The 13,360-nt window shown below is 37.2% G+C and carries 13 protein-coding genes and 1 pseudogene; 9 read left to right on the plus strand and 5 right to left on the minus strand.

What is annotated here, in order from left to right; genetic code table 11:
• Positions 1–180, plus strand: a complete 180-nt coding sequence (locus J7E66_RS17110) for a hypothetical protein (RefSeq protein WP_214716784.1) — start codon at positions 1–3, stop codon at positions 178–180.
• 131 nt (positions 181–311) lie between these two features.
• Here the strand turns inward: J7E66_RS17110 and J7E66_RS17115 are convergent, their stop codons facing one another.
• The 3 genes from J7E66_RS17115 to J7E66_RS17125 form a co-directional block, all read right to left on the minus strand.
• Positions 312–1,133, minus strand: coding sequence for an SGNH/GDSL hydrolase family protein (locus tag J7E66_RS17115; protein ID WP_215002023.1), 822 nt, complete (start codon positions 1,131–1,133; stop codon positions 312–314).
• Between the two features lie 284 nt (positions 1,134–1,417).
• Positions 1,418–2,101: a YhcN/YlaJ family sporulation lipoprotein gene (locus J7E66_RS32625; protein WP_215002025.1), complete on the minus strand. Its 684-nt coding sequence runs from the start codon at positions 2,099–2,101 to the stop codon at positions 1,418–1,420.
• A gap of 104 nt (positions 2,102–2,205) precedes the next feature.
• The gene (locus J7E66_RS17125) at positions 2,206–3,114 is read right to left on the minus strand and encodes an MBL fold metallo-hydrolase (protein WP_215002027.1); all 909 of its coding nucleotides are present in this window, start codon (positions 3,112–3,114) and stop codon (positions 2,206–2,208) included.
• A 250-nt stretch (positions 3,115–3,364) separates the two neighbouring features.
• Between J7E66_RS17125 and J7E66_RS17130 the strand changes: the two genes are divergently transcribed.
• From J7E66_RS17130 to J7E66_RS17150, 6 genes are all read left to right on the plus strand, one after another.
• Positions 3,365–4,552: an amino acid permease gene (locus J7E66_RS17130; protein WP_251032963.1), complete on the plus strand. Its 1,188-nt coding sequence runs from the start codon at positions 3,365–3,367 to the stop codon at positions 4,550–4,552.
• A 174-nt stretch (positions 4,553–4,726) separates the two neighbouring features.
• Positions 4,727–4,915, plus strand: coding sequence for a hypothetical protein (locus J7E66_RS31850; protein WP_251032964.1), 189 nt, complete (start codon positions 4,727–4,729; stop codon positions 4,913–4,915).
• Positions 4,916–5,434: 519 nt separating this feature from the next.
• Positions 5,435–7,123 (plus strand): DUF6044 family protein, encoded by a 1,689-nt coding sequence (locus tag J7E66_RS17135; protein ID WP_215002029.1) that lies wholly within the window; start codon positions 5,435–5,437, stop codon positions 7,121–7,123.
• A gap of 23 nt (positions 7,124–7,146) precedes the next feature.
• Entirely contained in the window at positions 7,147–8,139 is a 993-nt protein-coding gene (locus J7E66_RS17140) for a glycosyltransferase family 2 protein (protein WP_215002031.1), read from the plus strand.
• Between the two features lie 9 nt (positions 8,140–8,148).
• Complete coding sequence (locus J7E66_RS17145) at positions 8,149–8,580, plus strand: GtrA family protein (RefSeq protein ID WP_215002033.1); 432 nt, start codon at positions 8,149–8,151, stop codon at positions 8,578–8,580.
• Positions 8,581–8,604: 24 nt separating this feature from the next.
• Entirely contained in the window at positions 8,605–9,399 is a 795-nt protein-coding gene (locus J7E66_RS17150; RefSeq protein ID WP_215002035.1) for a COG4705 family protein, read from the plus strand.
• A 296-nt stretch (positions 9,400–9,695) separates the two neighbouring features.
• Here J7E66_RS17150 and J7E66_RS17155 read toward each other — a convergent pair whose 3' ends face one another.
• Positions 9,696–9,851, minus strand: coding sequence for a hypothetical protein (locus J7E66_RS17155; protein WP_215002037.1), 156 nt, complete (start codon positions 9,849–9,851; stop codon positions 9,696–9,698).
• 142 nt (positions 9,852–9,993) lie between these two features.
• The gene (locus J7E66_RS17160; RefSeq protein ID WP_215002039.1) at positions 9,994–10,179 is read right to left on the minus strand and encodes a hypothetical protein; all 186 of its coding nucleotides are present in this window, start codon (positions 10,177–10,179) and stop codon (positions 9,994–9,996) included.
• A 539-nt stretch (positions 10,180–10,718) separates the two neighbouring features.
• On the opposite strand from J7E66_RS17160, the gene htpG reads away from it, so the two are divergent.
• The gene (gene htpG / locus J7E66_RS17165; RefSeq protein ID WP_215002041.1) at positions 10,719–12,599 is read left to right on the plus strand and encodes a molecular chaperone HtpG; all 1,881 of its coding nucleotides are present in this window, start codon (positions 10,719–10,721) and stop codon (positions 12,597–12,599) included.
• Positions 12,600–12,985: 386 nt separating this feature from the next.
• Positions 12,986–13,318: pseudogene (locus J7E66_RS17170) on the plus strand (aldo/keto reductase); the annotation flags it as partial.
• Positions 13,319–13,360 lie beyond the last annotated feature (42 nt).

Genomic DNA, 13,360 nt, shown 5'->3' on the forward strand with positions numbered 1-13,360 from the left:
ATGGATAAAGAGAAAAAGAATGTACCACAAGAGTTTCAAAATAATGTAAATGATCATAAAAATAGCAAAACAAATCTAACAGCTAATTTAGAGGATAATGATATTCAGCCCGACAGCGCTATTATCACTGGTGGCGGAGATCCCAATCTTTCACCTGATGCGGGAAGACCTCTAATATAGTGTTAAGCGATTTATTTTTAATCAAAAAAACACCTTCTCACATTCATTTTCCTAAAATGAAACGAGGAAGGTGTTTTTCTGAGTTTGTTTTTATGAAGTTAAAGAGTTCTTTTACCGATCTTTCTTCGGTTCTATACGGCACTTTTTCTGAATTGATGTTTAAATTGATAAATCATTTGCTCCGAAATAGCGGTATAACCGGCCAAATTTGGATGGACACCATCAGGGGAAAGATTTTGCAGGTGGTCCCCGTTTATGACCTTTGTTGTTTCGATGACAATCGACCCAGGGACTTTATGAGCAACCTCATATATATTAACATTCCATTTTGGCAGCATTTTATCAGCTATAGGGTACAGTTGGTCATCTGGTGATAATGGATTATACAATTCTAAGAATACAATTGTGACCTTTGGATTTAGCTTGGTAATTCTCGATGTAATATCAGACAAATTTTTCGAGAAGGTGGTTTGCAATTGGTCATAGCTTTGAATGACGGTACGAAAATTTTGTCCGTTTGCCATTCGAAGAATATCATTACCGCCTACATTAATCGTGACAATGTCGGATTGCTTAATTGATTCATCAAATCGACCCTCTTGAACCAAGTCATTTAATTCACTACTGGTGATCCCATTGATCCCTTGATTTTGAAATTCAATTGGTTTTGCGGTTTGTTCTGCTAATTTGCTAGAAAATAGACTGACAAAACTTTCATTCTTTCCGGCACCAACTCCACGTATAATAGAATCACCAATCGCCAAATGGTGAATCTGAGAAGTTTTAGAATTTCGATAATAATTGAGATAAGAGATTTGGTCAGAACTCTTATTAACCACCGCAACCGCGTGTTTTTTCATTTGGTGGATTTGGTACTGAGGATAATAAAACCACGCAGAAATACCAAGGCCAATGAGCAATACAAAAACTATTAGGTATTTTACTATTTTCATACCAACCACTCCTTGAATATCCTATTATAGCAAGAATAACAAGTGAAAATAAGTAGGAGTTGATTTCCAGTTAAAGTAAGGTAAATAGAGATACAATTGAAAAATTGGTTTGAACCTAGAGGGTTAATTAATGGAGTATTGAAATTATTTCTTTGGGTTTCAAAAAGGACGGGAGAGGAGTCTATGTGCTTCCTTCTAATAGGAAGCAAACCGTGAGCGGTGACAGGAGAGAACAATTCTAAAGAAAAAAGCTGCCGAAAATTTATCCGGCAGCTGATTTCCTCTTATCTAAACATCCTGTTAACAGAATTGGTAAAATCGTTCCACAGGCCATTTCTGTTTGTTCCAGTACGAATATCATTTGTATAGTTCGTCATTTGGCCGAAAGTATCGGTATCGTAAGAAATATAAACGTTGTCAATATTTCGATCAGCTGCACGGACCTGATCGATTATTTTCTGATCAAGTTTGGTGGTAGTCCCACGGGTTCCAGTTGTAGTTCCGAGATTATTTCTTGTTCCATTGGTAACCGTGTTGTCAAGATTGCCGGTAGTAGCACTCATATTTGTAGAGCCATTGGTTCCTGTTGTTCCGGAGTTATAGCCATTCCCATAAGTAGCATTCATATTTGGCCCTGTCCCAGTTGTGCCTTTATTGGCGCGGGTGCCATTTTGAATATTATTATTTAATCGAACGGCCACATATGCATCATTATTTCGAATGATTACATGGGCTTGGTCAACTTCTTTCAGGCTTTCTACATTACTAATGGCACGACCTGAAAGACGTAAATTTTGGTTCGAAACATTCCTTACGTTAACCCCATTAATGGCATTGTTTCTAACATTGTTTACTCCCATATTGCCTGCATTATTGTCATTCAATGCATTCTTATTATTATTTGCGCAACCAGTTAATCCTAATAAGGTAGTTGCTAAAACAAAAGTTACCCAACTTTTTTTCACCACAGAAGTCACTCCCCTTTAAAAATGGTCTTACAAATATATAGTGACCAATTAAAGTGGAACTATGCGAGTCAAAGAGCAGGTAATTTAAAATTAGAAGCCCCCAACTAAAATACCGTTTCCCCAAGTAGAAGAACCGTTAACTGTTCCTTGCGAAGCTGATGCTTTTCCCACGCACGGATTAAACGTTCCAAGGCTTCTGGCCCCGTGTCGTCGGCTAACCGAAAAGTGCCATAATGCATCGGGACGAAGTTTTTTGCCTTTAATTCAATGAATGCTTTCACACTGTCTTCTGGTGATATATGGGCAGGCGCCATGAACCATTCTGGCTCAAAGGCACCAATCGGCATAAACACCGTATCAATGGTAAATCGTTCGGCTATTTGTTTAAAACCACTAAAATAGCCGGTATCGCCAACAAAATAAAGCGTTTCTTCTTGGGTTTGAACAATCCAGCCCCCCCAATGGGATGTATTCATATCCTTCAGCGACCTTCTTGTCCAATGCTGAGCGGGAACGAAATGAATAGTTACTCCCTCATGTTCGGTACTTTCCCACCAATTCATTTCAGTTACCTTCTGATAGCCCTTTTTGTTAAAAAGGGACTTCATACCCGCTGGAACAAAGTATTGGGGATTCCCATTTAATTTTTTTAGTGTGGGGAAGTCCAAATGATCGTAATGGCCGTGAGAAATTACAACCACATCAATCTCTGGCAGATCTGCTAACGAGAGGCCCGGCTCCGTTAATCTTTTTTCTAGTCCCATCCGCTTGGCCCAAACAGGGTCAGTTATTATGTTCATCCCATTTATTTGAATCAAAAAGGTGGAATGTCCAATCCAAGTATAAGATGTCTGGCTCCTGTTCTCATTTAATTCTCTCACTTTTTTAGAAGGACACTGTTCAATGTTAACGGATAAATCTTTCACTTTCTTCCTTCGTTCACTCTGCCATTTCCTCATGTCCTTAAACGATTTGTAGCTCTTCACATTATCCAAATTAGTATATATCTTCATTAATTTTCACCGATTTTCTTTTGAACTTTTTTATAACCAAATCATTGATATTTAATGTAAAGGATACCATGTATTAAAGCATTTTTTAAAAAATTTATAATCCATTAAGAAATTTTGTCTTTCGTATATGGCATAACAGGGAGAACAAGCATGTCCGACGTTTTTCCATGTCAGAATCTTTTTGTAAAGCTAAGTAAATAATAACCGTTAACCTCAGTTTACAAAATAAATGGCAGGGAGAAAAGCTTTAATGGAGAAAAAGCGCAAAGGACTGTCTGCATGGCAGCTCACCATGATGGCCTTAGGAAGTGTAATTGGCGGGTCCTTTTTTCTAGGCTCATCAGTCGCCATTCATGCAGCAGGGCCCTCAATTTTAATATCCTATATTTTAGCAGGTGGATTGGTATATTTAATTCTATACGCCTTGTCAGAGATGACTGTAGCTAATCCTACAACCGGTTCCTTTAGTAATTTTGCATCACGAGAACTAGGGGAGGGGACGGGATTCGTTGTCGGATGGCTGTATTGGACCGGAACCGTTTTATCCATGTCTAGCGAAGCAACAGCTATATCCATCCTAATTAGGGAATGGGTTCCCAATGTATCAATAGGTTTGCTAGGAAGCGCGATTATCATCGGTGTAACGCTCCTGAACCTATTAGGGGCTGATAAGATTGGCAAGCTCGCAAGCGGTCTTTCTGGGGTGAAAATATTTGCGATTATTTTTTTCATCCTTACGGCATTAGTACTAATTTTCGGAGTACTTCCAGGGTCCCCGCCGGTTGGTGCTGGAGAGTTGAGGACAGAGCCAATCATGCCAGGAGGAATAAAGGGGATCGCTGGAAGCATGCTCCTCGTGATTTTTGCCTATGCAGGTTTTGAAATCATTGGATTAGCCGCGACGGAAGCAGAGAATCCGCGAGATACGATTCCAAAAGCCATTCGTTATACGGTGTTTTCATTGGTCGGATTGTATATTCTCTATGCTGCGGTTCTACTGCCACTCATCCCAACAGCATCATTAAATGAAAGCGTGAGTCCGATGGTAGCCTCGCTTGAGAGACGGGGAATCGGTTGGGCTGGGCGAGCCATAAATATAGTGTTAATTTCGGCCATTCTTTCAGCCATGCTGTCATGCATATTTGGTCTAGGGCGAATGATCAGGTCGCTCAGAGATGAAGGGCATGCGCCGAAATGGCTTCAGGATGATCAGAACGTACCTTATCGAGGGATATTATTTTCGGGATTTGCGATGCTTATAGGATTAGGTTTTGGGCTCTTGTTTCCCAGAGTTTACTTGGTTTTAATCACTACTAGCGGCTTCGCTTTAATATTTACTTACATGGTAATTATGGCCAGTCATATCCGCTTTCGCAAAAGGAACGGATGTCCTCCAGAAGGAATGTGTCAAATGCGCGGATATCCGTACACTTCTTAGATTGCATTAATAAGCATGATTATTGTCCTTATATGTATGCCGTTTATTCCCGGGCAGGGAGTAGGGATGGTAGCAGGGATCATAATGGTTGTGTTATATTCCTTGATTTATTATATGATGAGATTTAGCACTAGGTCCAGAGTACAAAATACGACAAGAAAAGGAAAACCTATTATGAAAAAACAACCAAGTTTTGTGACTGAATTTTCTGAGGAACTGAACGGAAATACCAATGAACAAGAGATTCTCTCGCAAAAAAACGATTCGCATAAATCACAGGATTTGCTCAAGGGCAACCCAATCAAAGATAATGACGAAATGTTTGAGGAAGAAGAGAGAGAAAGAGAACACTACGATGGATGATAGATATAATTAGGTGCGATGCTTCTTTTTAAGAAGGATCGCTTTTTCTTTTTTAAAGCAGGCGAGTAAAAAAACAAGTATCTGCGGTAAATGAAAGAGCGTTACAAAGAAGGGTACATTGGATACGTTCATAATATGTTTACTTTTAGACCCATGGATTGATGATTACGCCGAGAGCAATAAGGGCTATGCCAGTTACATTTACCAAACTAAGCTTTTCCCCGATAATTACCGGGATTTCACCTCCCTTTACTATGGATTTTTTAATTAACTTTTAATATTTCATTAATACAATTTTTAGGTTATCAGACTATACTTTACCTGTATCAATATATTGAAACATTTGGTAAGTGATCATCGAATATAGAAAGATATAAAGTAAAGGAGTAAAAAGAAAATTCATTAAAATTCTTAAACTGTCTGATAATTTGGAGATGCACATAAACAGGTAGAAAATGCCATAAATGAAGCAAACGATGATATTAGTTTACGAAGAAATTTATATAATGCGGTGAAAAAATGTCTAATTTTTTGAAAAACGCTAATCAAGAGAAAAAGCATTTATACTTTGCAACACTTTTATTGATAGTTTACGTTTCGCCCTTATTTATTTTGGGGGAAAACGCCCATATAAGGGTTCATGATAATCTAGATTCTAACATTGCCTGGTATAAAGTGTTGAAGGATAGTGGCCAATTGTTTGGCGGGATCAATAGTACTCTCCCACAAATTATTAATGGTCTGCCTAGAAATGCCTTTGGTACGGAGTTCAGCGGGATACAATGGCTGCATAACTTGTTTCCCTCGATGCTTGCGTATTCTATAAGCCAAACAATCACAAGAATGTTTGCTTTTTTAGGCATGTATCTACTACTAAAGAATCATTTTGTAAAAGAAAAAGAGGCTTACCCTATCCGTGTTTGGGTATCGGTGGCTTTTGCCCTGACTCCATTTTGGCCGTCCGGTATGCTAAGTACTTTGGGAATGCCACTTGCATTATGGGCTTTTTTGAATATTAGAGAGGGTAAACATACCTGGAAAGAGTGGCTCACTCTTATATTGTTACCTTTCTATTCTAGTTTAGTGTTAGGATTTTTCTTCTTTTTATTTTTCATGGGATTACTATGGTTAAGAGATTTTCTCGTAAAAAGAAAAAGCAATTGGTTCTTCTTTTCCAGTATCGCACTAATGACAGTTATTTATTTACTGATAGAGTATCGTCTTGTTTACTCGTTAGTGTTTCCCGAAGCACCAACCAGCAGAAATGATTTTGTTAGTTCAAAGCTTGGACTTTGGCGCACCATCCGATTAGTTTTTAAAAACTATTTTTTAGGCCATACACATGTATTAACACTTCACACCTTAGTAATAGTCCCTCTTTCTTTTCTAGTTCTATGGATGTTGAAAAATAAAAAAAGAGACTGGTTAGAAAATCGCTATCTTTATCTTTTCATGTTTAATATCGTTTTATCCGTTTGGTATGCTTTTTGGTTTTATAAAGGCTGGGAGCCTCTTAAGGAGCGAGTCTCACTCCTAAATACATTCAACTTTGCAAGATTTCATTTCCTAAGACCTTTAATCATTTATCTTATGTTTGCAGTTGGTTCTTATTTACTTTGGAGGATGGGAAAGAATTGGCGGAGATTTGTTAAAATATGTCTCATTGTTCAGATGTTCGTCTTGTTTGCAGCAAATGATGAAATTGTCTACAGAAGTGCTGGAAAGCCCTCTGTAAAGCAATTCTATGCGACAAGCCAATTTCATGAAATTAAAAAATATATAGGTAAACCCCAAAGTAGTTACAGGGTGGCAAGTATAGGACTCCACCCGGCAATAGCCCAATACAATGGTTTTTATACACTTGATACCTATAATAATTTCTATCCCTTAGCTTATAAACGAGAGTTTCGGAAAATTATTTCAAAAGAATTAGATAAAAATCCTACCTTGAAGGAATACTTCGATGAATGGGGCGGTAGATGCTATCTTTTTGTCGCAAAATTAGGGAAAAAATATGAATTTAAAAAAGATTCAAAGGTAAAGATTGACCATTTACAACTTAATACAAAAGTATTTAAAAAGATGGGCGGACAATATATCTTCTCAGCAGTCCCAATCTTAAATGCGGATGAAAATGGACTTGTATTCAAAAAGGCCTTTGAGCAAAGAGATTCTGCTTGGAAAATTTACCTTTACCAAGTCAAATAATGTGGTTATAGGAGTGATTCCATATGAATAAACCGGTGCTAACGATTGTGGTCCCTTGTTTTAATGAAGAGGAGGTATTAGCTGAAACTTCGGCACAATTATCTTCTGTTTTATTTGAATTAATGGAGGAGTCGCTTATTTCAATAGACAGCAGGATCCTCTTTGTGGACGATGGCAGCAGGGATCGGACCTGGGAATTAATTGAAGTGGAAAATGAAAGAAATCCAAATATAAGAGGATTGAAGCTTGCTAGAAATGTTGGTCATCAAAATGCACTCTTAGCTGGATTAGAGATAGCCTCAAAGCATTCGGATTGTGTCATTTCAATCGATGCGGATTTGCAGGATGACATAACGGTCATCCATCAATTTATTGAAAAGTTTTGGGAAGGACAGGATATTGTCTATGGTGTAAGGGATAGCCGAGAGACGGATACGTATTTTAAGCGGACAACTGCTTTAGGTTTTTATCGCATGATGGAAAGAATGGGGATTAAACTTGTCCCAAACCATGCAGATTTTCGTCTTATGAGTAAACGTGCTTTAGTTGAGCTATTAAACTATAAAGAAACAAACTTATTTCTTCGTGGACTTGTTCCACTTGTAGGTTATAAATCCACAAAGGTCTACTATGACAGAAAAGAGAGGTTTGCTGGAGAATCAAAATACCCACTAAAGAAAATGCTTGCCTTCGCATTTGATGGAATGACATCCTTTAGTGTCGCCCCTATTCGATTTGTCACATTTATTGGATTTTTGGCAGTGTTAATAAGTGCCATAGCAGAGGGCTATGCGATCACCCAAGAAATATTAGGTCACACCGAATCCGGATGGACTTCTTTAATTATTTCCATTTGGTTCGTTGGAGGTTTACAAATGTTGGGTATTGGTATTATTGGAGAATATATCGGTAAAATCTATCATGAGGTTAAAAGACGGCCAAGGTATGCAGTTGAAAAAGATTTGTACACAAATTTATTAGAAGTGAAAAAGCAGAGTGAAGCAGTGATAAATTAGGAGTCGGTTATGAAATATTCATTCGTTCGATTTATTATGGTAGGGGTCGTTAATACAGTCGTAGGGTTATCCGTCATGTATCTTCTTTTACATCTACTTGGACAGTCCTATTGGATAGCCACTTTTGTTGGCAATTCGATTGGAGCCTTTGTTAGTTTTATATTAAATAGAAATGTTACGTTCAAAAGCCAAAATTCATTGTCAAAGAGTGCGGTCCGCTTTGTAATCGTTATCTTGTGCTGTTATTTCCTTTCATATGAAATGGGAAGGCGTTTCGTGGTAGACATTTTAAAAAATAATGACTTCATCCCAAAGAATATTCAAACTGATCTCTCTGTCCTAGTGGGTACTTGTTTGTACACGTTGTTAAACTATTTTGGGCAAAAGCTGTTTGTGTTTTCAAAAGAGGGTACCGCTATAGTGAGTGCTGATTCAAAATAAAAAAGAAAAAGAGGAGCATTTTAAATGAGTTATTCAGGGGAGATACCAAATCTATCCAGAGGCCGTCAAATGTTGAATAAGGTTCCAGAAGTTACAATCTTCTTCTGGATCATTAAAATTTTGGCAACCACGGTGGGGGAGACAGCTGCAGACTTTTTGAACGATACCTTGAACCTGGGCTTGACCAATACCACTTATATCATGGCAATCCTGTTAATCATTACGCTGTTCTTCCAGTTTAAGTTGAAGATGTACGTGCCAAGGATTTACTGGCTCGCTGTTGTGCTAATAAGTGTTGTCGGTACACTAGTCACTGATAACCTTGTAGACAATTTCGGTGTAGCATTAGAAACAACCACCATCATCTTCACCATTGCCATGCTGGCAACCTTTGCGGCTTGGTACGCGAGGGAAAAGACATTGTCTATTCACTCCATCTATACATCCAAGCGGGAGGCATTCTACTGGTTGGCCATCTTGTTCACCTTCGCCTTGGGTACAGTAGCCGGGGATCTAATTGCAGAGGGTCTTAACATGGGTTACTGGAAATCTGCACTAATGTTTGCTGTACTGATTGGGTTAGTGGCAATTGCGCACTACAAATTCAAGCTAAATGCAGTGCTGTCCTTCTGGATTGCCTATGTCTTGACCCGTCCATTCGGCGCTTCTCTTGGTGACTTCCTGTCACAGTCTCAAAAAAACGGCGGTCTTGGTTTGGGTACGGTGGGAACCAGTATAATCTTCCTGATAACCATCTTGGGATTGGTTATCTACCTAACTAAGACGAAGATCGACTCTCCGAGTATAGTAGAGAAGTAGAACTTGTCTTGGTACAATATGACAAGTTTATTAGGTAAAGAAAATGGACGTTACGTGATTATATTATTCAAGTGATATTATTGCCGGATATTTAGCGAGCGGATTTTGGTAACAGTTCCATTTGGTTTTTCCAATACTATGAAAAAAAGGTACTCCAAGAAATATAAACGAGGAGAATAATGGTGAAAATTATAATGGAGTAGCCGTACTCCTTTTCGATTTTGATCTTATTCGCTTTTCTTCACAGTATTGGAATTACTTTATAGAGATCGTACATGTTCTACCCTTAGATTAAATCAACTAGGATCGTTTTCATCCAGAGACAAAACAGTTACATTTGTTGAATTCCCATTTTCAATTTCTGCTTGAGTGGCATCTCTATTTAGTACATCCTCTGTATCCATACCTTCTGCAATAGTTGGTTCTCCTTTTGAATATGTATCTTTTTTCATTTTAGATTCTCCTTTAAATCGGTTTGAGTAATAAATAACACTATTTTATTGTTTGCAAAAATAATTAATTTATTTAAGTAGGTGGATAACATTAAATTCAAAGAGAAAAGCACCCTATATAGAGTGCTTTCCATAATCATATTTACTTACTGAACAAACTTCTAACTCCTTTATAAATTAAGACGAGTGAGAAGATTAAAACAGTTAGTATACCAATGATATCAGTGACTGGGGAAACGCCTTCAAGAAATGAATCAGCTAAAGGAACTCTAATAAGTGCGAAACCAGATAAGATTGTAGCAAGTAATAAAAAAATTCGATTATCCATTTGGTTTACCCTCCTTCCGATGCGATTGATAAAATATATGTCAATATTGTTACGGATATGTCAATTGCTTAAAAAATATAATTACAAAAGAAATGTGTAGAAGTGAAATGATTTTAGAAAAAGCGCCTCGTTAGGATATCGAGATTCTTTATGTACGCTTATAAACCATCAAGTAAAGAAGTCGAAAATTATTAGTGATCAAACATTCGATAATGATGATAGGTTAGAGGTTTCATTAAAAAAAGAAGATCGTAGTGGACATGAGGCAGCAATGCTCCGGGTCAATAACGAGATTGCAGTTTGGTAAAAACGCACTTCATAAAACGGAATGATAAGCTGCCTTTATTGGTGGCTTTTTTTCACTTTGTTAAAAGATTTGTTGAAATAAAAATAGATACATATTGACACGACAACGTGAAATATGATATTTAATTATATGGATTAGCACTCAGGTGGTGAGAGTGCTAATAGGTGCTGATTTACTTTTTAGACAATCTAAATCAGTCTTTACATATTAAGAATAGGAAGGGGCTTTTTCTATGTCGAAGATACAGTTTAAAGCAGAATCTAAACGATTACTAGAGATGATGATTAACTCTATTTATTCTCACAAAGAGGTATTTTTAAGAGAGTTAATTTCTAATGCCAGTGACGCCATTGATAAAATTTATTACAAAGCCTTAACTGACGATGCTTTAAGTTTTGATCAATCCAATTATTATATTAAATTGGAAGCTGACAAAGAAAACCGTACTCTTAAGATTATCGATACAGGGATCGGGATGACCAAAGAAGAACTGGAAACAAATCTTGGGACGATTGCCAAAAGTGGTTCCCTAGCATTTAAAAAGGAAAACGAATTAAAAGATGGCTATGACATTATCGGTCAGTTTGGAGTAGGTTTTTATGCTGCTTTTATGGTTGCTGACGTAGTTACTGTGATTAGTAAAAATTTAGATGGTGATGAGGCTTTTAAATGGGAATCCACAGGTGCTGATGGATATACGATTGAGCAGGTAGAAAAAGATTCAGTTGGGACAGAAATTATTTTAAAGATTAAAGAAAATAGTGAAGATGAAAACTATGATGAGTATTTAGAGGAATATCGCTTAAAAGCGATTATCAAAAAATATTCTGATTTCATCCGTTATCCAATCAAAATGGATGTTAATAACAGAAGACTCAAGGAAGGCAGTGAGTCCGAATACGAGGATTATCAAGAAGAAGAAATTATCAATAGCATGGTTCCAATTTGGAAAAAGAATAAGAGCGAGCTTACCGATGCAGATTACGAGAACTTTTATAACGAAAAACGCTACGGATTTGACAAGCCGATTAAACATATCCATATCAGCGTCGAAGGGACCATTAGATATAATTCAATCCTATATATTCCTGAAAAAACTCCGTTCGACTTCTATTCGAAAGAATTTGAAAAGGGCTTAGAACTCTATTCCAATGGGGTTCTGATAATGGAAAAATGTGCTGACTTGCTGCCAGACCATTTCAGTTTCGTTAAAGGGATGGTCGATTCCGAAGATTTATCTCTTAACATTTCAAGAGAAATGCTCCAGCATGATCGCCAATTGAAGCTGATCGCTAAAAACATTAACAAAAACATTAAAAGCGAATTACTAAGCCTTCAAAGGAAAGAACGCGAAAAGTATGAAGAATTTTATCAATCCTTCGGTCGTCAGTTAAAGTACGGAGTTTATAATGATTTTGGTGCAAACAAAGAATTATTACAGGACCTGATCATGTTCTATTCTTCTAAAGAGAAGAAATTGGTCACCTTAGATGAATATGTATCAAGAATGCCAGAAGATCAAAAATATATTTATTACGCTTCCGGTGAATCGATTGAACGAATTGAAAAATTACCACAGGCCGAATTCGTTTCTGAAAAAGGCTATGAAATCTTTTATTTCACTGAGGATATCGATGAATTCGCAATTAAAATGTTAATGACCTACAAAGAAAAAGAATTCAAGTCGATCTCAAGTGGTGACCTGGGAATCGAAGGGGAAGAAAACAAGGACGATTCCGAATCAACAGAGACGGAAAACAAAGAACTCTTTGACTATATGAAAAATATTTTAGCTGATAAAGTGAAGGATGTAAGGATTTCAAAAAGGTTAAAGTCCCACCCGGTCTGCCTGGCAACTGAAGGGGAAATATCGATTGAAATGGAAAAAATTCTTGCTGCGATGCCGAATAACCAAAATATCAAAGCGGATAAGGTCTTAGAAATCAATAACCATCACGAAGTCTTCCAATCATTAAAAGAAGCATTTGAAAATGATAAAGATAAATTAGATCTGTATACCAAGTTATTATACAATCAAGCTCTATTGATTGAAGGATTACCAATTAATGACCCAGTAGAATTTACGAATGATATTTGCAAAATAATGGTGTAATCTTCAAATGAACTGGCCGTTATCGCATAAAGTGAGGGCGGCTTTTTAATTTTCATAGGTAAGTAACTAAAATGGTAATATTTAGATCATTGGCGACAGAAATCTAATAAAAATGGCTAATATGGTATCCAATAGGGCTTATTGGCAACAATATTCCGATAAAAAAGGTGAAAAATGAATCCAATAGGGCTTATTGGCGACAATAATCCGATAAAAAAGGCTAAAATAGTATCCAATAGAGCTCATTGGCGATGTTTTTTAGATGAAAAATCCATGAAATGTATCCAATCAGTGTTTTTAATAACAATAATAGGCGGTTTTCTGAAGGTCTACTATTATTGGAGCTAGTTGTTGATTTTATTTATTTTCCTTACAATTTTTAGAGATCAGGAAGATTGACGCGTGATTGGGCTGAAACAACGCATCGTTCCGAAACGGACCAAGTTCAGAAGTCTAAATATGATGCTACTGCTGATACGGACAGATTGATCGCGAAGCAGGTTGCTGCCATTGCCGAAAAACGCGGCGTACCTCGCGCCCAAATTGCACTTGCTTGGTTGCTGCAAAAGGAACCGGTAACAGCTCCTATTATTGGGGCTACAAAAATATCGCATCTTGAAGATGCAGTACCAGCTCTTTCAATTAAGCTAACACCTGAAGAAATAGCATCACTAGAGGAACCATATGTACCGCACCCTGTAGTTGGTCCCTTAGTTTAGGTCAACTTGAGATATACATTGTGCTTTAACGGTCTACATGAT

The organism is Bacillus sp. ISL-7, assembly GCF_018613065.1.